Genomic DNA, 19815 nt, shown 5'->3' on the forward strand with positions numbered 1-19815 from the left:
GTGTTTTTCTACTTATTCAAAAAGTATGGGATGAAGAAAAGAGCGCGAAACCAATTTAATTAAGTATTGGAGCTATTTACGAAAATCAACAATCTTTACGAAAACAGCTTTGAGTAAATAGAATGATAGACAAGTGAAAAAACCTTATCAAATGATGCAAGCTTGATAAGGTTTTTTCTCACAAATTGGACGTATTCAAGTAATGGAGGTAATTATGGAAACTTATCAGATAAATGTGGCAGTTGCTACCCTTTGGACATCGAAAGAATCTGCACGTGATATAGATGGTGATGCCATATCAAATCCAGTACATATACACCAGTGGCTAAAATCATTAACCTATGAAACAAGATTAGATTTATGTAATAGCAATTTAGTTCAATCGCAGGTTTTATTTGGGGAAGAGGTAGAAGTTATCGAAATGGATGGGGATTGGGCATCCGTTGTTATCCCAAGTCAACCTAGTAAAAAAGATAAAAGGGGATACCCGGGATGGATCAACTTAAATCAATTAATTAAAAAAGAAGAAAAGTTAAAACTTGAACAAGAAAAGGTAGCAATTATCTGTCAACCAACAGCCATTCTTTTCGAAAGTCCAGATGTAAAGTGGATGCAATTAAGCTATCAAACTAGCCTTCCAGTCATAGAGATTCAAGCTCACTATGTTAAGGTAAAAGTTCCCACAGGCTTTGGATACCTTCTTAAAGAAGATATACATATACAAGAAGCGAATCGCATTCCAAAACGAAATGGAGATTCAATTGTTAAGGAAGCGGAGAAATTTTTAGGCCTTCCATATCTATGGGGAGGTATGAGCAGCTATGGCTACGACTGCTCTGGTTTTAGCCACACGATGTGTAAAGCAAATGGTTACTTAATTGCAAGAGATGCGCATGAGCAAGCACAAGACGGAGTTGATATTTCTTTACAAGATTTAGAGCCTGGAGATTTATTATTTTTTGCTTATGAAGAGGGAAAAGGATTCATTCATCATGTAGCTATTTATTATGGAAACGGTCAGATGATCCATGCGCCAAATACAGGTAAATCAGTAGAAATTGTAAAGATTGAAGGAGTTTATGAAAAGGAACTTTGTATAGCACGTCGTTATTGGGAATAGCTGGAGGAATGAACATGCAAACAGAAAAAGTGCTGGAAATTAAAAATTTAAAAAAGCATTTTGAAGCGGGAAAAGGACAATGGTTGAAAGCCGTTGACGATGTTTCTTTTTTTATTCATGAGGGGGAAACTTTTGGTCTTGTCGGTGAATCTGGGTGTGGTAAATCTACAACTGGTAGAATCATTATGAGACTTTATCAGCCCACTGATGGTGAAGTTTTATATAAGGGGAAAAATATTCATCTGCTAAATAGACATGAACAGTTTGAATTCAACCGCAAAATTCAAATGATTTTTCAAGATCCATATGCTTCCTTAAACCCAAGATCAACTGTTCATGAAATTATTTCGGAACCTATGGAAGTCCATAAAATGTATAAGAGTAGAGAAGAAATCCGTCAAAGAGTTTATCAGTTATTAGAAGATGTTGGTTTAAATCGTGAACATGCGAACCGCTATCCACATGAATTTAGTGGTGGTCAGCGCCAGCGGATTGGAATTGCTCGGTCATTAGCATTAAATCCTGATTTTATTGTTGCAGATGAACCGATTTCGGCATTGGACGTTTCTGTTCAAGCACAGGTTGTAAACCTATTGAAAAAATTACAAAAAGAGAAGAAGCTTACCTTTCTTTTTATAGCACACGATTTATCGATGGTTAAACATATTAGTGATCGAATTGGTGTCATGTATCTTGGACATTTAGTCGAGTTAACGGATAGCAGTAGTTTATACAAAAAACCACTTCACCCATATACACAGGCATTGTTGTCGGCAATTCCAATACCAGATCCAGAAGTAGAAGATAAACGAGAAAGAATTATTTTAAAGGGGGAAATTCCAAGTCCTATCCATCCCCCAAGCGGCTGTGTTTTTCGAACAAGGTGTCCGATGGCAATAGATATTTGTAAATCAGAAAAACCAGTCTGGCAGGAAATTGAAGAAAACCATTTTGTTGCCTGTCATTTATATAAGAAGCTAGGTTAATGTAAATCGTTGAAATACTACCTGTAGGGTATGCGTGAAGCAATTTCTTTACGTAGTAAAAACTAGCTGAACGCATGCAATACAGGTTTTATCACAGTTTAGGAAATTATAAAATATTCGCATTGTGGATAACTTTCTGAATAGAGAGGTTTACGTCTAGCTCCAGCGCCTATCGGCTAGCGGATTTCTCCGTCTTCTCCCTACGATAAGTCAACATCGACTCGTCCCTCGCCGTGTCTCCTTTATCTCAGTCGAAGACTATGAAATCCGTACGCCGATGAGCAAGGCGCTTACGCTTTTGTACCAGTGAACAATATTGTCTAAGAAAATCATTTAAAAATGATGATTATATAGCTAAAAAACCTTAATAACGAGGGGATAAACGTTATGAAAAATCCTGAAACACTTAAACAACAAATTGAAGGAATTATTAGTCATTCACCAGGAAATATTAGTGTTGTCTTAGAAGTGGATCAACAATTGATAATAGATAAAGATAGTAAGAGAGTATATTCCTCTGCAAGTTTAATTAAGGTTCCAATTATTATGGAAGCCTATCGCCAAGCGGAAACAGGGGAAATTTGTTTAAATGAAACAATTGAAATCAAAGAAAATCAAAAGGTAGGAGGTTCTGGTGTTATACAATCTCTTACGAATGGTATCAGCTTAACAATTAAAGACGTTTTGACATTGATGATCATTGTATCTGATAATTCTGCGACAAATATGATGATTCAACTCCTTGGCCAGGATTCAATTAATCAATTTTGTCAAAGTCTTGGCTGCTATAATACAAGATTAGAAAGAAAATTAATGGACTATGAAGCAAGAGACAAAGGTTATGACAATATAACTTCCGCTTCTGATATGATGAAGTTTTTACAAGAGATCGAGCAAAGCAATTTTCTAACTGAAAAAAGTAATCAGGAAATATTAAGCATACTTGCAGCACAACAATTTCAGAATAAATTACCTTTATTAATGGACCTTGATAAAGTATTTGTCGCAAATAAAACAGGTGAGATTCCCGGTGTAGAGCATGATGCAGCCATCATACATTATGAGGATAGGAAGGCAAATGTATCAGTATTGATAGATCAATTAGAACATAATAATCAAGGTAGAGAAGTGATGGGGAAAATCGGTAAGGCGGTATATGACCATTTAGTTTGTGAGTAAAAACAATTTTTTCAACTTTAAAGAGAAAATAATTCAACAAAAATCCCTCTAACAAAATAGAGGGATTTTTGTCGTTGGAGTCCTAATAGGTTATTTCATTATTTTTTTTATCAACTTCAATCCATTTTTGCCATTTGGATAGCGTAGTGGGATATCAAATAATGTAGTTTGTTTTAATACGCTTTTTTCGTGTGAGAATTCATCGAAGCTTTTTTTACCGTGATACGCACCTGTCCCACTTGGTCCAACACCGCCAAATGGCAGATAAGGGTTGGCTATTTGATAAACGGTATCATTAACACAGCAGCTGCCAAATGAAATTTCTTCGATTATCTTACTACTTACCTTGTTATTTTCAGTAAACAAATAAAGAGCTAGTGGTTTAGGTCTACTAGAAACTTCTTTAATTAGCTGGTCCAGCTCCTTATAAGTGATGATGGGCAGAATTGGCCCAAAGATTTCTTCTTCCATCGTGGAATCGTTCCAAGTAATTTCATCCACTAAAGTCAGTTCGATCTTTTGAGTTGAAATATCACAAGCACCACCTAATCGAACAACCCCTTTTGTTGAATCCATCATTTTATTTAGTCGCTTAAAATGCTTTTCATTAATAATTTTTGTATAGTTTGAATTGGTAATGACATTTTTACCGTAAAGGTCGATCATAGCCAGTTTTATTTCTTTAATTAAAGATTCCTTAATTGATTCATGTACAAGTAAATAATCAGGTGCTACACATGTTTGACCGGCATTTAATAGCTTTCCCCAAACAATTCGTTTCGCAGCTAAAGGAATCTTTGCATCTTGGTGTACGATACATGGGCTTTTCCCGCCTAACTCAAGTGTAACTGGTGTTAAATGTTTTGCAGCTGCCTCCATCACTATTTTTCCAACTTGAATACTGCCAGTAAAGAAAATGTAATCGACATCTTCATTGAGTAACATTTTACTAGTTTCCGCATCTCCTTCGATCACGGCAATATATTCTGATGGGAAATATTCACTAATTAATTCATGTAATAATTTCGAAGTGGCAGGTGTTAATTCTGATGGCTTTAATATTGCGCAATTCCCCGCTGCAATCGCTCCAATCAATGGGGCAAGTGCAAGGTTAATTGGATAATTCCATGGTGAAATGATTAACGCTACTCCATATGGTTCTTTGTAAACATAGCTTTTAGAACCAAAATGGGTGAGGGCTGTTTTCACTCGTTTCGGTTTACACCATCTCCGGATGTTTTTTAATGTGAAAGAGATTTCTGATAAAACAAAGCCAATCTCAGTTGTATAAGCTTCAAATTCAGACTTGTTTAAGTCCTTCTTTAAGGCTTCCATTAATGATTGCTCATTGTCTGTAATAATTGATTTTAGAATTTCTAAGTTGTGAATTCGAAAATCAACGCTTTTCGTACGGCCAGTAGCAAAAAATTGTTTTTGCTTTTTGATTAAGTTGCTTATGTGTTCCATCTAATCACCCTAATAGAAGTTTAAGTATCTATTAACAATAATACTCCCTTTTTTCCTTTTTACCTTCATGAAAGAAAATATTTCAATAAATAGACAGTAGCCTATTTTCGGGATGGACAGTTACCACATTTTAAAAACTGAATAAATATAACTATGGATAATCATTGACATGAGTAAGGAGGGGGAATATGAGATATCTTGCAATTGGTGACGGATTATGTGCCGGTATTGGTGCACCGTTTTTATCTCCTAGCTTTGTGTATCGACATGCTCGGAAGTCTGAAGAAGTGCTAAAGGAAAGAGTGCTTGTATCAACTGTGGCAAGATCAAATTATCGTTCAAAAGATATATTAGATCTGTTTGAAAATTCCAATGTCATTAGCAGGATAAAAGAGAGTCAATTAATTGTTTTATCAGCAGGGCATCAAGACTTTATCGATGCAATGGAAAAATATAAAGCAGAAGAAAAAGAAGATGAATTTAATGAATCATTGAGAATGAGTAAAGGCAATACAGATGACATTATTCAAAAAATTCGCGATGTGAAAGCTGAAGAAAATAATAAATATATTTTAACCATTCTTGGCTTACACAACCCATACCAAAATAATGAAAAAGCGGAGAAGTGGATCAAGCAGTATAACAAGCATATCGAATGTAGGTGTGGACCACCTTATTTAAATTCACTCAATCTTCACGATCACTTTAAGGGGAACGAGGGAACTTGGTGTACTAGAGATCGACTTTATCCGAATCATTTAGGACATGAGGAAATAGCCAAACAGCTTCATGAAATTGAATACAGCCCTATTTTAAGTGGTTAAAAAGTGTAAGGCATAATGAAATCTATTATACGATAATCTTATAAGGAGGTGAGAAACTTATGTTCTATGGTGGCTATCCAGCATATGGTGGGGGTTATGGATACGGCTATGGCGGCTGGGGTGGTGGCCGAGTGTTTGCGTTACTCGTTGTGTTGTTCATCCTTCTTATCATTGTTGGTGCGGCATTTGTATATTAAAAATAATGAAGAATCCTAGTCAAAAAGAGCGGACTAGGATTTTTTTAATGCTTATTGTTGATAAAATTACCTGTATGGTATGTGTGAAGTGCCTTCTTTACGAAGTAAAACTAGCTGAACACATACCATACAGGGTTTTATTAGAAACAACATTGTTTAACAAAGCAAATTTTAAAACTAAAATATTTCAAACGTTTGCCCTCCTCAATTGTCCCACTCCAATGATGAGAAATAACCATAAACTGTTGTGTAAACATAATTGGAGGTGAGGATACATGTCAGTTTATTACGATATGTGTAGAAGAGGTATTGGAAAAGCAGTAGCCATACGAACTCATGATGGGAGAATTCATAGAGGAATAATCAGACGTGTAGATAGAAGAATGGTCTATTTACGTCAAATGCCACCAAGAAACTTCGGAGGCTACGGATATGCATTGGGTGCTTTTGGCTTAGGTATTGGTTTAGGAGCGATTGCCGGGATGACCTTTTTATAATATTTCAATTGAATTCAAACGAATGCCCTCCTCAATTGTCCCACTCCAATAATGAAATAAAACCATAAACTGTTGGTGTAAGGATAATTGGAGGTGAACTTTGCATGCCAGTTGCATATTACGATATGTGTCGCAGAGGCGTAGGAAAAGGAGTGGAAATACGTACACATGATGGAAAAGTGCATAGAGGTATTATCCATCGAGTAGACAATAGAATGGTCTATCTTCAACCATTGCCACGAAGAAACTATGGAGGCTATGGATATCCATATTATGGTGGCTATGGCTGGGGTTGGGGAGGCTTTGGCCTGGGAATTGGATTAGGTTTCATTGCGGGCTTAGCATTTCTTCCATTCTTTTTCTGGTAACATATTTGAAAATAGACTCCCAAAAAAACAGGGAGTCTTTCTTTCATGTCTAGTTTAAGTACTTTCTTTACTAACTAAAATTTTTTTACACAAAAAAGAAGTATGACATTTATAGTGGAAGAATGATGGTGAAAACTGTCCAATCATCATTAGATTGACATGTTAATGTTCCACCATGTTTTTCAATGGTATTTTTTGAAACATATAATCCTAGGCCTGTTCCTGCTTCTTTTGTTGATACAAAAGGCTCAAATATATTATCTAAGAGACCTTCAGGAATTCTCGGTCCGTTATTGGCTATGTCTAAAATGACTGAGTCAGAAGTTGTATCTAATTCTATTTGCATAACTGGATGTTCAATATCTTTAAGTACATCTACCGCATTAAAAATAATATTAATTAATACCTGTCTTATTGCATCCTTAAATCCAAGTATGGATAGTTCGTGCAAATAATTTTTTTGGATGTCTACATTTACTTCTAATATTCGGGGATACAAAAATGATAATACCTCTTCTATTAAATCATTTAATGAAAAGGTGGTCATTTCTAATTCTACAATTTCTTTTTTTGAAAGCATTAAAAATTGAGAGATGCTAAATTTTAATTGTTCGAGTTCATTAGCAATAATGTCCATATACGGCAATTGTGGGTTCTCTGAACGCAGCAATTGAACAAATCCATGTATCGAAGTTAAAGGGTTACGAAATTCATGAACAAAACTTGAAGTCATTTGTCCAAGCAGTGTTAATCGCTCATGATGGGTAGAGGTTATGTATTCGTTTTTTTCTTCGATAATCTGATCTTTTATATTAGAATAATGTGTCACTGAATAGTATAAAAATTTATCAAAAACATAGTAAATTTTATCGATGAAAGGTTGTAGATCATCAATTTTCGAATAGGAATGGAGTAATTCTTTGCAAATAATAGTTTTACCGATATTTACATTATAAACAAATTCACCCATATTCAAATTCCCAAAATTTCTTGCTCCAATTACTTGTTGAGCATAGGGTTCTAAAAGAATATCAAGCTCTTCGATAGGGCTGGATAAAGACTTTTGTATAAGATCATATAGGGTTTCGCCATTAAGGAAAATGAAATCATTAAACGAATCTTCTTCAGATATTAAAGTTTGTTTTTCCCAGATAGAAAAAAACTCCTCTTTATATTCCTCCAAACATGATAAGATATCATTTCTAAGCGGTATCATTACCTCACCTCAATTCTTATATAATGACGTCTACTGGAAAATTTTCTTTATTTAAAATATATCAAAATATTTCAAAAATACCAAGACAATTTATTTTCATTTATCAGCTTTTCGGAATTATAATATGTAAAAAAATAAAATGAATGAGAAATAGCCTTTTTTCATAAAACTTTTTGCTTTCCTATATTACAAAATTATTACAGTAATTATCTATTTTAATTGATTTTTATGAAGTAAAATAATATGCTTTACGTTAGATAGGTAGAAACAAAAGAAGTGAAAATTATCTGATTTTTAAATACATGAAAGCAGGGAATTTTATGAAGCAGCAGTTACAGCGATTTCGCGAGGCTGTGAAGCGATTTTGGAAAAAAACACATATGAATCAAATTCTAATTTTAGTAGGGTCAGTTGCTCTATTGGGATTTTTAGCCTTTTTTGGATATTTTGCAGCAACAGCGAATGTTGAGTCCTTGAAAAAAGGCTTAGCACAATCAACAGTAATTTATGATAAAGACGGAGATGTAGCGAGCAAAATATCCGCCAACCGTACAGAAGGTGTTTCTATTAAAAAAATGCCGGACAATTTAAAGAATGCGATTGTTGCTATTGAAGACCACCGATTTTACGATCATGGCGGATTTGACGTGAAAGGGATGACGAGTGCATTTTTTAAAAATATAGTTGCTGGCCGTATTACAGCTGGCGGTAGTACTATTACACAACAACTTACAAAAAATGCGTTATTATCACCTGAAAGAACATATAAAAGAAAAGTGGAAGAATTATTTTTAGCAATTGAAATTGAAAAGAAATATAAAAAAGATGAAATTCTTGAAATGTACTTAAACCAAGTTTTCTTTGGACATGGAGCTTGGGGAGTGCAAAAGGCATCACAGACCTATTTTGGGAAAGATGTAGAAGAAATTGATCTTAGTGAAGCTGCAACTTTAGCAGGGCTTGTAAATGCTCCATCTGCACTTGATCCATATAATCATATGGAAAGGGCAATCAATCGTAGAAATGTAGTTCTAGGGGCTATGAAAAAATACGATATGATTACGGATAAACAGTTTGAAGAGGCTAAAAAAGAAAAGTTAGTCCTTAGTAAGAAAGAGGGAGACACATTAAAAGGGAAGTATCCTTACTATGTTGATGCTGCTCTTGATGAAGCGATACATAAATATGGATTAACTCAAGATGAAATTATGACTCGAGGATACCGTATTTATACGGAGATGGATCAAAATATTCAAGCTGCTTTAGAAAGTGTATACAGCAATAACTATAATTTTCCACAAGGAAAAGGTGACCGAATCGTTCAAAGCGGCTCTGTGTTACTTGATCCAAAAACAGGCGGAGTACGAGGATTAGTTGGTGGAAGAGGTGACAAGGTATTTCGCGGCTTTAATCGTGCAACACAATTACAACGTTCTCCGGGATCGGTTATTAAACCGCTAGTAGTATATACACCAGCATTGGAAGAAGGATATAAACCTGATTCCATGTTAAAAGATGAAAAAATGACTTTTGGAAATGGCTATTCACCTAATAATTATAATGGTCAATACAAAGGTGAAGTACCAATGTATAAAGCAGTAGAGGATTCTATTAATGTTCCGGCAGTCTGGCTATTAAATGAAATTGGTATTGACAAAGGAATGGATGCATTGAACAGATTCGGCATCCCCTTAACAGATAATGATAGGAACTTAAGTATAGCTCTTGGCGGTCTTTCTAAAGGGGTCTCACCGCTTCAAATGGCAGAAGCATATTCAGCTTTTGCGAATGATGGGAAAAGAGAAGATGGGCATATAATAACAAAGATCGTTGGTCCAACTGGTAAAATCATTGCTGAACGAAAGCCTGCAGAAACGAAAGTAACAGATAAGAAAACAGTAGATGAAATGACATCTATGCTTTTAAATGTTATCGAATCCGGAACCGGGAAAGGTGTAAACGTCCCTGGGTACAATATTGCCGGTAAAACAGGATCAACTCAAGTACCGTTTAATAATGAGGGTACAGCAGATCAATGGTTTGTAGGCTACACTCCAAATCTCGTTGGTTCTGTTTGGATAGGTTATGACCACACAGACGCACAGCATTACTTGTCCGGACTAAGTTCCCAAGGAGTGGTTCCGATCTTTCAAACGATCATGCAAAATACATTAAAATATACTGAACCAACCGATTTTGGAACCCAATCAATAAATACCCAAATTCAAAAGCAAGAAGAAAGAGACCACCCGTTTAAAACAAAAATAAAAGATTTTAATGAAAACCTGAAAAAGGCAACAGAAAAACTAAAAGAACAAGTTGAAAAAGGAAAAGGAAAATGGAAGCAGCTTGAGGAAAAGTTAAAGGAAAAATTTAAGGGTCACTAAAAAGTAAACAGTGCTGTATAACTTTTATTTCTAACCCCAAACCTCGGTTTGGGGCTTTTTTATGTTTTTACTTATATAATCCTTTAGGTTAGTCTAAAATCAGCCTCGAGACTGAAATAAAAACCAACATGAGACACTGCTCTCTATCAAAAAACAACTTTATAATATAGAAAAATCAAACAAATCGAGGGAAAAAAATGAAAAAATTCAAGGAAATATTTAAAAATCCTGTTTTTGTTAAGTTGTTTTTTGCGAATTTTACATCACAAATGGGCAGTGTAATCGGTATTACAGCATTTACCTTTTATTTACTAGATCGGTTTTCTGAGCAGCCAGCATATGCGTCGATAGCTGAGATGATGTATTCATTACCAACTTTAGCTGTATTCTTTCTTGTAGGTGTACTAGCTGATCGGATGGATAGACAAAAGATAGCCTATCATTGTGATACGATTAGTGCATGTTTATCGATAGTTTTATTAAGTGCAATTTATGTTGGCTGGATGCCATTAATTTTTGCTGTGTTATTTCTTAGAAGTGCAATATCAAAATTCTTTTTCCCTGCAGAAAGTGGAATATTGCAAGGTGTGTTGTCAAAAGATGATTATGCTACTTCAGCAGGTTTAAATCAAATGGTTTCAAGTTTGTTTATGTTATTTGGTGGTGCGTTAGGTATTCTTGCATACAAGTTAACAGGTGTTTACGGAGCCATTATCATCGACGCTATATCATTTATTGTAAGTGGACTTTTGATGAGAGCTTGTAAAATTCCTGAAGAAGTTCGTCTACCAAATGGAAAGCACAAATGGAAGGACCTGAATTTAGCTTTTGTTTTCAAAGATTTTAAAACTGGAGCATCCTATATCCTTAAAAGTAAGCTGCTATGCTCGTTAATTATTGGCTTCTTTGTTTTTGGCATAGTAAATGGCGGCTTTTCAGTTATGCCGATATTTATTTTAAAATATAAACTTACTCCACAAACATATGAGGAATATTCCGTCGTTTTAGGTGTTGTTTTCGGTAGTGGTGTATTAATTGGCAGTATCATTTCTTCAATTATTGTCCAAAAAATTAAGTTTCATCAAGCGATCATTGTCGGATTGCTAGTTACTGGATCTTTTGTCGTACTTTCAGGATATGCAAATAGTATATTCATATTTTTCTGCTTAACCTTTATGTCTGCACTTACATTACCATTGGTTAACATCTCAATTGGCGGGTGGATGCCAAGTATTGTTGATAAAAAATATATGGGGCGTGTACAAGGTTGGATCAGCCCCTTAATGATGCTTTCTCAGACATTAACCTTAGCTTTTATAAGTGCTTTCTTCCCAAAATGGTTAACAATAGAAGCACTGTTCTGTATCGTAGGTGGAGGATTAATAATCGTGGCCTTATACTACATAATGGTCCTACCTAAGCTTGCGAAGCAGGAATCGAAAATGCTAGGAAAAACAACAGTTGCACAATAGGTGGTTCCTTTTTAGGAATCACTTTTTTTATATGTTAATAAAATCACTTGTATGGTATGCGTATAGATATTTCTTTTACTAATAAAACTAGCTGTTTAACAAAACCAATATTTAATAATATGTAAATAATGGAGCAAGAGGGGAATAATATGATAAGCATCAATTGTGAATTATAAATGTAGTTATGAGAAAATAAGAATGAAAGAAATTGCATTGGAGTGATTTACATGGAATTTCGAATCGAAAAGGATACTTTAGGAGAAATAAGAGTACCAGCTGATAAATATTGGGGTGCCCAAACTCAGCGGAGTAAAGAAAATTTTAAAATTGGTACAGAAAAAATGCCAATTGAGATCATTAAAGCATTCGCACAATTAAAAAGGGCAGCAGCAGTTGCTAACCATGAACTTGGTAAGCTATCCTCCACTAAGAAGGACGCAATCATTAGTGCTTGTAATGAGGTGTTAGAAGGAAAATATGATGACCATTTTCCACTTGTTGTTTGGCAAACGGGTAGTGGAACCCAATCAAATATGAATGTCAATGAGGTTTTAGCAAGGAGAGCGAATGAACTTTTAAATGGACATGAAAAGATACATCCAAATGATGATATTAATATGTCACAAAGCTCCAATGATACCTTTCCAACTGCCATGCATGTGGCTGCGTTTACTGATGTTCAGGAAAAATTAATTCCGGCTTTACAAAAATTGAAAAACACATTTTTACAAAAAGAAAAAGAATTTATGGATATTATTAAAATAGGACGTACACATCTTCAGGATGCAACTCCGTTAACATTGGGTCAGGAAATTAGCGGCTGGCGTGCAATGCTAGAAAAAAGTGAAAAAATGCTCCAAGAAAGTGCTGATCACCTTTTAAACCTGGCAATTGGAGGTACGGCAGTTGGAACTGGAATTAATGCGGATCCAACGTTTGGGGATAAAGTGGCTAATCAGTTGCAAAGTCAAACAGGATTTCCTTTCCGCTCATCTGATAATAAATTTCATGCACTGACCAGCCATGATGAGATTGTTTATGTACATGGTGCATTAAAAGCATTAGCTGCTGATTTAATGAAGATTGCTAATGATGTAAGATGGCTGGCTAGCGGTCCAAGAAGCGGAATAGGGGAGATCAGTATCCCTGCAAATGAACCAGGCAGCTCTATTATGCCAGGGAAAGTTAACCCAACTCAAAGTGAAGCTCTAACAATGGTTGCGGCCCAAGTATTTGGGAATGATGCTACTATCGGATTTGCCGCAAGCCAGGGGAATTTCGAATTAAATGTCTTTAAACCAGTTATCATTTACAATTTCCTTCAAACTGTCCGTTTATTGGCGAACAGTATGGTATCATTTAACGATAATTGTGCTATCGGAATCGAACCTGACAAAAAAATTATTGAGGAAAATGTAAATCGTTCGTTAATGCTTGTAACTGCACTAAATCCGCACATCGGATATGAAAAAGCTGCAGAGATAGCTAAGCTTGCTTTTAAAGAGGGAACAACTTTAAAGGAAGCTGCTATAAAAACAGGATATGTCACAGAAGAACAATACAAAGATTGGATCAACCCGAAAAAAATGGTGAATCTTTAATATGACAAAGCCCATATCAATAATATTTTGATAGGGCTTTTTCTTTTTGTAAAATGAAGAGAGACACATATAGTGTCTCTCTTCTATCCATTATATTTGGTTGATTGTTAATTACTTTTAATGTTGTGCGAAGCCGCCACCAAGCTGTTGTTCAGCCATATGAACTAGACGTTTTGTAATTTCTCCACCAACAGATCCGTTTGCGCGAGAAGTTGTGTCTGCTCCTAAGTTTACACCAAATTCTTGAGCAATTTCATATTTCATTTGATCGATTGCTTGTTGAGCTCCAGGAGCTACTAATTGATTTGAAGTGTTATTTGCCATGATTCTGTCGTCTCCTCGTTGATTTTTTATGGTTGGGTTAGCTGGGATTGCACCAGCGCACAGTTAAAACTGTGAACCATCTAACTGGAGTAACCCATTGGTGAAATTAGTTGATGCTCTGTACTAAGTATTATGTTTTCTTTTTTATAGAATATGTAATAAATATTGAAGGGAATTTTTTCCTCTGCTAAATGAAGTAGACTTGAATATATTTAGTTATTTTTCGCAAACTCATAGTAGCGTGTGAAAAAGAATTGATGGTGATAATATGGAGTGGTGTACTTTATGCAATGGGATAAATGATGAGGTCTTATTATGTCCTGCATGTGATGGAATCATGCAGGATCAAGGAAGAATTTATGATTTTTATGAAAACTATAGTCCATATATGGATATTGACTTAGTTAAGCTTGAAGATGGTGATCCCAACAGTTCGAAAAAAAATGAGTGCGTACATTTATTTAAATGTTCTAGTTGTGGTGTGGATATTCAAAAAAAAATCCCTATATAAAAAAGCAATCGGATCATCCGATTGCTTTAAAATATTAACCAATTCTTTCTTCAGACTCAGGATTAAAGAAATGACCTTTATTCATATCAAAGGCAAGCTCAAGCTTGTCACCTGGTTTTACCTCAGAACGTGAATCCACTCGTGATACGAAATCTTGTCCTTCAAGTTGAGAATAAAGCATTGTTTCTGCACCAGTTAATTCAGAAACGTCGATTGTAGTAGTAAATTTTGTACCTGGAGAGGAGTTAATAAATAATGGTTCATCATGGATATCCTCTGGACGAATACCAAAAATTATATTTTTTCCTACCAAGCTTTGTTCACGAATTGTTTTCATTTTTCCATCAGGAATTGCGAATTTTAAATTTTCGTTGATAACAAAGTGTCCATCCTCAATTTTTCCTTTAAAGAAGTTCATCGCTGGTGATCCAATAAAACCTGCGACAAACACATTTTTAGGATGATCATAGACTTCTTTAGGCGTTCCGACTTGCTGAATAACGCCATCCTTCATGACGACGATTCGTGTAGCCATTGTCATTGCTTCTGTTTGGTCGTGAGTAACATAAATCGTAGTCGGTTGTAAACGTTGATGCAGCTTTGCGATCTCAGCACGCATTTGAACACGTAGTTTAGCATCTAGATTAGAAAGCGGCTCATCCATTAAGAATACTTTCGGATCCCGGACAATAGCACGTCCTAGTGCAACACGCTGTCTTTGTCCACCTGACAAGGCTTTCGGTTTACGTTTTAAATATTCTTCTAGTCCTAAAATTTTAGCAGCTTCCCTCACGCGTTTATCAATCTCTTGTTTAGGAACCTTTCTTAATTTAAGACCAAAGGCCATATTATCGTAAACAGTCATATGTGGATATAGTGCATAGTTTTGAAAAACCATTGCAATATCCCGATCTTTTGGTGGAACATCATTTACTCTTTTTCCATCTATATAAAAGTCCCCTTTGGAGATTTCCTCCAATCCTGCAATCATCCGTAATGTAGTTGATTTACCGCATCCAGATGGACCAACAAATACGATGAATTCCTTGTCCTGAATATGTAGATTGAAATCTGTTACAGCCGTTACTTTGTTGTCATAAATTTTATAAACATTTTCTAAAACTATCTCTGCCATATAAAATGCCTCCTTCATGATCTCTTATTTAATATAATAAAGAAAGCCCTTTCAAACGCCAATGGACAGCTTGCACAAAAAAATATACATAATTATTGTGCAATATGACCCCACAGGGATTTTTTAGAAGGTAATAAAGTATAAAATTTACTAAGTTATTAGGCATGAAAAGTGTCTGCTATGTCTAGCTCCAGCGCCTATCTGCTAGCGAATTTCTCCGTCTCCTCCCTACGATAAGTCAACATCAGCTCGTAAACTACCTCGCTGTGTTTCCTTTATCTCAGTCGAAGACTACGAAATCCGTACGCCGATGATCAAGGCGCTTCCGCTTTTCGTAGTGTCTAGCTCCAGCGCCTATCGGCTAGCGGATTTCTCCGTCTTCTCCCTACGATAAGTCAACATCGACTCGTCCCTCGTCGTGTCTCCTTTATCTCAGTCGAAGACTACAAAATCCGTACGCCAGACCTGCGGCGCTTGCGCTTTTCTTATAAATTATATTCAAAATCTAAACAAGCAAGATAAACAATAACAGAAACAGGAAAGGATTTTAAATCATATCCTGTTTTTTCAACAAACTTATCAATGCGATATTGAAGACTATTTCGATGTAGGAAAAGTTGTTTTGCCGTTAAACTTGCATTTGAATGATTCTCTAAATAAAGCTTTATCGTTCTTCTAAGCTCAACATCTTCTTTAAAAACATCATAAATAGAGGAGAAAAATGGATATCGAGTACCCGATGGAATATTTTTCAAAAGATATAAAGGAAAAACATTGGAAAGTGAAAAAATTCGATCCTTTGCCATTTCCTTTAGAGCAAATCGGAAAAGCGTTTGTTCTAGTTGAAATAAAGAATTTAGTTCATTTTCTAAAGTATTAAACATACCGATATAAAAATGAATTTTACAATAAAAGTCACTTTCTAATGCATGAATGGATGTATTTAGCTCATCTATTGATAGAATATAATCCTGTCTTTTCTCAACAATAATCCCTTCACTTGCCGATAAAAAAACAAGAACAACTTCATTTGGAAACAGGGCTTTTATCGCTTCTTGCCAATCTTCGTGTTCAAACTCCTCTTTAATTTGTGATAAAGTAAACTGTATCAAGCGATAATCTACATTTATTTGATTAGAAGGGAATGTAGAATTCTCTTCAAAAAGGTAGTCATACCATTTTTGAGATTGAATGGATGTATTAAGTAATTGTTTGTCCTGATAAATAGGAAATAAAGCTTTTAATAATTCTATTTCAGGATTACTTAAATCAGATGTAGGGATGCCAATGTATTTTTCTTCATCATCTAAATAAAACCATATCATTTGGGAAAGTTTTGTTGGGATTGATTTTATTTCTGCATTTGGATAGCGATTTTTTAGTTTTTTTAGCATAAATTTTAGTCCTTTTTCAGTTTATTTCATTTTATAAAAATTCCCGAATTCTTACAAGAATACAAAAACAACACCCCAATATTAAAGAGGTGTTGTTTAGGAAATTAGTCAATTTCTTTCGGTGGATCTTCAGCGAAGAAATCCACAGCTTCCTCAATGTTCGTTGAATCTGCCCGCATATGAACAGATCCACCTGACATTCCTTCGTTCACCATTCTATCTACATCTAGATAGGCATTGTCTCTTCCCTCGTAATGGGTATCAGGTAGAAACTCAGCATCCTTTTTTTCAGCCATATCGATCTACTCCTTTATATGACAAAGTAAACATGAGAGGTTGTTCAAAAAGTCTGGGAAAAATAGCTGTCGAATTTCTGCGTCAGCTTGCTCCTCCGCTCCTCACGTATTAAAAGCATACGCTCCGGTGCTCGGAGGCTACGCTTCCTTGAAATTCTCGTCTCTTTTTGTCCTCCTTTTTGAACACACATAATAAGCAGAAATAATAATTATCTTCTGCATTACTTTAGCTTTTGCATTTAGAGGAATATTACATGCATTAAAATATTGGTAAATACTAGTTGTTATTAAAAATAGATTGTTCATAAAAGATATTCACTAATGTTTGTATTCGTGACTTTTCAATCTCATTTTCATCAAATGTCATCGGTTTTGCATTCACCTCAAATATCCACAACTTCCCACTATGATCACGCCCTAAATCAATAGTAAATTCTGCAAAAGTCCCATACTCATTTGACAAAGTTTCCCCGCATTCTTTTAAAATCCATTGAAATACCTTTTCAAGTGATTGTTGGCGAATTTCATTATATGGCAGGATATATCCCCCTTTTGTTACATGTGTTGTAATCCTGTCTGAATCCGCTACTCTAATACCGATTCCAGTAATAATATATTCATTATGTGTAAAATGACTGAGGATACGATAATCATATTTTTTGTCATCGATTTTTGCACTATCAATATCTTTTTGAGCAATATAAGGATATTTAAGGATTGATTTTTCAATATAATTCCATAAGTCATAGAACGAATAAAATTCCTTTTTTTGCTTTGCTTTTTGACAAAAATAAGGTCCATTACCTTCTTTTTTTATATAAAAAATCCCATTCCCTTGGGAACGAATCGTTGGTTTTAAGTATATGTTTTTATACTGGGATAAAAATTCTTCTAACTCTTGCTGCTCTTTAATCATTCTTGTTGGCGGTAATAATGGACGCAGTAAAGAGTTTTTTGAAAACAACCGGAACATTGAAAATTTATCGATAAATGCTGGGTTAAAGAAGAAAATACCATTATTTGAGGCTGAAATTTTGTGTTGAAAAAATTGGTCATTTTTTTCTTCAATTCTAGATGAAATCCTATTATATATTATATTGGGATAAGGAAAGTTAGACTTGATCCATACATCATCTTCCTCAATATAGAAAGCCCCATTAATGAAATCATTTTTACAATCTTCTAACGTATAAACATATGAAAGTCCTCCAGAAATTTGAAGCTCTTTTTGAATGCTGATAAATAATTCTTTACTGCCTACGATATCCCCGTCCTTTGTCCTGCTTGTCAAAATCCCTACTAGTGGACCTACTCTACAATCTGTTTTTTTTACCACAATCCTGCCTATTTGATTTTTACTGTTTTCTGGAGAATAGGGGAGTAGTTCATCTGTCGCTCCCCAAAATATAGGTGATTGAGATATTTCATTATGGACGAAAGTCATTCTTTTTTTATCAAAAATGATATTCATATGAATAAATCCCCATACTTTTTCATATGTTTTTCGGTTAAGAAAATCGAATAGGAAAGAGTCAGCTTCCGAGTCAGAATATCAGACTCCTTTAATCCAGGATGTGAGAAGATAGAACGCCCTGGCTTAGAGTTTGCTTCAAAAAGCCATACATTTCCCTTCGTGTCTATCCCAAAATCAAATCCTATCTCGCCAATAATTCCATCTAGTTGCTTTTCAATTGATTCCGATAAGTCTAGTGCGGCATTTTCAAGCTTCGTTTTGTATTTGTTGCGTTCATCACTATCGATAAAAATTTCTTCGATTGTTTTTACTTCTCCACCTGTTTTTATATGTGTAGTCGGACTACCGATTCCTGCTACTTTCGCAGCAATGGCACTAATTTTCCATAAACCATGTTCATCCTTATTAGCATGGACACGAAAATCGATTGGACGGCGTTCATCTCGTAAAAGATTAATGCCCTGCTGCACAAGCATCCGGTTTAAATCTTTTTTTGCAAAGATATTATTAATTAGTGATTCTAATGAAGAAAATTTTAATAAATGATTTTTTGTATCATGGTATCGACAATAATAAGTATTACTCTTTCGATCATAAATGATTTGGTGGACACCGAGGCCAAGACTGCCATTCATAGGTTTAATATAAACATGACCATATTTAGAAAGCATTCTTTCAATTTTATGGAAAGAGGTGAATGGAGCTGTTTCTGGTAAAAAAAGGATCGCTTTCTTATCAGTAAATAATCGTTCATACACATCTAATTTATTAAAAAAACCGGGATTGTACCATGGAATAAAGAATTCCTTTTCCATCCTTTCCTTGACACGTTTTGATTTCATTAATTTTTCACTTCGTCGATTAGGGAGCCGATCATAGATGACATTAGGAAAGGGGACCTCCATCTGTGTCCATCCATCTTCAGTATAAAAAAAACCATTGACTAGCTGGAGATCCCAGTCAATATGCTGCTCACCGAAAAGAAATGGAACAACGCCTACAGAAGAATGCGTAGATAGTAACTTAGAAAATAATGATGACCTTTCTCCAATTGGTTTAATAGGAAATTGTGAAAAACCAGATGTGAATATACCCACTAATGGTCCTAAAATAATTCGATCATTAGATTCAAACAGCGTTATCGTTGATACAAAGCGAGGCAGATTTAATTGTTCTGCAAGTCCAGTGCTTAGAGAAATGATATTTCTCCCATTGGGCTGTTTATTACATTTAGCCTCTACTATTTTAGAACCGAAGGCAATTCGTTTTGGAGATTTTTCTTCAGTAAAATTCACAGGATAATAACATATGAATTCTTTCTGCTCAAAAAATTCAATTTTATAGCGTTTGGGCATGTGAAGCACCTC

At 35.0% G+C, this 19815-nt stretch carries 19 protein-coding genes; 11 read left to right on the forward strand and 8 right to left on the reverse strand.

Going from position 1 to position 19815, the window contains the following annotated elements; translation table 11 throughout:
• The first annotated feature begins 214 nt into the window (after positions 1 to 214).
• From ACQKP0_RS11045 to ACQKP0_RS11055, 3 genes are all read left to right on the forward strand, one after another.
• A complete protein-coding gene (locus ACQKP0_RS11045) occupies positions 215 to 1120 on the forward strand; it encodes an NlpC/P60 family protein (protein WP_427405898.1) in 906 nt (301 codons plus the stop codon).
• 14 nt (positions 1121 to 1134) lie between these two features.
• The gene (locus ACQKP0_RS11050) at positions 1135 to 2106 is read left to right on the forward strand and encodes an ABC transporter ATP-binding protein (protein ID WP_427405899.1); all 972 of its coding nucleotides are present in this window, start codon (positions 1135 to 1137) and stop codon (positions 2104 to 2106) included.
• A gap of 387 nt (positions 2107 to 2493) precedes the next feature.
• Positions 2494 to 3285 carry a serine hydrolase gene (locus ACQKP0_RS11055; RefSeq protein ID WP_427405900.1) on the forward strand — a complete coding sequence of 264 codons (792 nt, stop codon included), beginning with the start codon at positions 2494 to 2496 and terminating at the stop codon, positions 3283 to 3285.
• Between the two features lie 90 nt (positions 3286 to 3375).
• Here ACQKP0_RS11055 and ACQKP0_RS11060 read toward each other — a convergent pair whose 3' ends face one another.
• On the reverse strand, positions 3376 to 4752 hold the full coding sequence (locus ACQKP0_RS11060) for an aldehyde dehydrogenase (protein WP_427405901.1): 1377 nt from the start codon (positions 4750 to 4752) through the stop codon (positions 3376 to 3378).
• 188 nt (positions 4753 to 4940) lie between these two features.
• Here ACQKP0_RS11060 and ACQKP0_RS11065 point away from each other — a divergent pair, with 188 nt between their 5' ends.
• The 4 genes from ACQKP0_RS11065 (at position 4941) to ACQKP0_RS11080 (ending at position 6638) form a co-directional block, all read left to right on the forward strand.
• Entirely contained in the window at positions 4941 to 5576 is a 636-nt protein-coding gene (locus tag ACQKP0_RS11065) for a GDSL-type esterase/lipase family protein (protein ID WP_427405902.1), read from the forward strand.
• A gap of 59 nt (positions 5577 to 5635) precedes the next feature.
• Positions 5636 to 5773: a YjcZ family sporulation protein gene (locus tag ACQKP0_RS11070; RefSeq protein WP_427405903.1), complete on the forward strand. Its 138-nt coding sequence runs from the start codon at positions 5636 to 5638 to the stop codon at positions 5771 to 5773.
• Between the two features lie 275 nt (positions 5774 to 6048).
• Positions 6049 to 6270 carry a hypothetical protein gene (locus ACQKP0_RS11075; protein ID WP_427405904.1) on the forward strand — a complete coding sequence of 74 codons (222 nt, stop codon included), beginning with the start codon at positions 6049 to 6051 and terminating at the stop codon, positions 6268 to 6270.
• A gap of 104 nt (positions 6271 to 6374) precedes the next feature.
• Positions 6375 to 6638: a hypothetical protein gene (locus ACQKP0_RS11080; RefSeq protein WP_427405905.1), complete on the forward strand. Its 264-nt coding sequence runs from the start codon at positions 6375 to 6377 to the stop codon at positions 6636 to 6638.
• A gap of 109 nt (positions 6639 to 6747) precedes the next feature.
• Here the strand turns inward: ACQKP0_RS11080 and ACQKP0_RS11085 are convergent, their stop codons facing one another.
• Positions 6748 to 7854, reverse strand: a complete 1107-nt coding sequence (locus ACQKP0_RS11085) for a histidine kinase N-terminal domain-containing protein (RefSeq protein ID WP_427405906.1) — start codon at positions 7852 to 7854, stop codon at positions 6748 to 6750.
• 320 nt (positions 7855 to 8174) lie between these two features.
• Between ACQKP0_RS11085 and ACQKP0_RS11090 the strand changes: the two genes are divergently transcribed.
• From ACQKP0_RS11090 to fumC, 3 genes are all read left to right on the forward strand, one after another.
• A complete protein-coding gene (locus tag ACQKP0_RS11090; protein WP_427405907.1) occupies positions 8175 to 10241 on the forward strand; it encodes a transglycosylase domain-containing protein in 2067 nt (688 codons plus the stop codon).
• A 197-nt stretch (positions 10242 to 10438) separates the two neighbouring features.
• A complete protein-coding gene (locus ACQKP0_RS11095) occupies positions 10439 to 11713 on the forward strand; it encodes an MFS transporter (RefSeq protein WP_427405908.1) in 1275 nt (424 codons plus the stop codon).
• 227 nt (positions 11714 to 11940) lie between these two features.
• A complete protein-coding gene (gene fumC / locus ACQKP0_RS11100) occupies positions 11941 to 13314 on the forward strand; it encodes a class II fumarate hydratase (RefSeq protein ID WP_427405909.1) in 1374 nt (457 codons plus the stop codon).
• Between the two features lie 117 nt (positions 13315 to 13431).
• Here fumC and ACQKP0_RS11105 read toward each other — a convergent pair whose 3' ends face one another.
• Positions 13432 to 13638 carry a small, acid-soluble spore protein, alpha/beta type gene (locus ACQKP0_RS11105; protein WP_427405910.1) on the reverse strand — a complete coding sequence of 69 codons (207 nt, stop codon included), beginning with the start codon at positions 13636 to 13638 and terminating at the stop codon, positions 13432 to 13434.
• 268 nt (positions 13639 to 13906) lie between these two features.
• Between ACQKP0_RS11105 and ACQKP0_RS11110 the strand changes: the two genes are divergently transcribed.
• On the forward strand, positions 13907 to 14149 hold the full coding sequence (locus ACQKP0_RS11110; RefSeq protein WP_427405911.1) for a hypothetical protein: 243 nt from the start codon (positions 13907 to 13909) through the stop codon (positions 14147 to 14149).
• A gap of 34 nt (positions 14150 to 14183) precedes the next feature.
• Here the strand turns inward: ACQKP0_RS11110 and ACQKP0_RS11115 are convergent, their stop codons facing one another.
• From ACQKP0_RS11115 to ACQKP0_RS11135, 5 genes are all read right to left on the reverse strand, one after another.
• Positions 14184 to 15284, reverse strand: coding sequence for an ABC transporter ATP-binding protein (locus tag ACQKP0_RS11115; protein WP_427405912.1), 1101 nt, complete (start codon positions 15282 to 15284; stop codon positions 14184 to 14186).
• 485 nt (positions 15285 to 15769) lie between these two features.
• A complete protein-coding gene (locus ACQKP0_RS11120) occupies positions 15770 to 16678 on the reverse strand; it encodes a PucR family transcriptional regulator (protein ID WP_427405913.1) in 909 nt (302 codons plus the stop codon).
• A gap of 104 nt (positions 16679 to 16782) precedes the next feature.
• On the reverse strand, positions 16783 to 16974 hold the full coding sequence (locus ACQKP0_RS11125; protein WP_427405914.1) for a hypothetical protein: 192 nt from the start codon (positions 16972 to 16974) through the stop codon (positions 16783 to 16785).
• Positions 16975 to 17251: 277 nt separating this feature from the next.
• Positions 17252 to 18445: a YheC/YheD family protein gene (locus ACQKP0_RS11130; RefSeq protein WP_427405915.1), complete on the reverse strand. Its 1194-nt coding sequence runs from the start codon at positions 18443 to 18445 to the stop codon at positions 17252 to 17254.
• Entirely contained in the window at positions 18442 to 19803 is a 1362-nt protein-coding gene (locus tag ACQKP0_RS11135; protein ID WP_427405916.1) for a YheC/YheD family protein, read from the reverse strand. The genes ACQKP0_RS11130 and ACQKP0_RS11135 overlap by 4 nt, the downstream gene beginning before the upstream one ends.
• Positions 19804 to 19815 lie beyond the last annotated feature (12 nt).

Source organism: Heyndrickxia sp. NPDC080065 (assembly GCF_050281185.1).
In the GTDB taxonomy this organism is placed as follows: domain Bacteria; phylum Bacillota; class Bacilli; order Bacillales; family Bacillaceae_C; genus Heyndrickxia.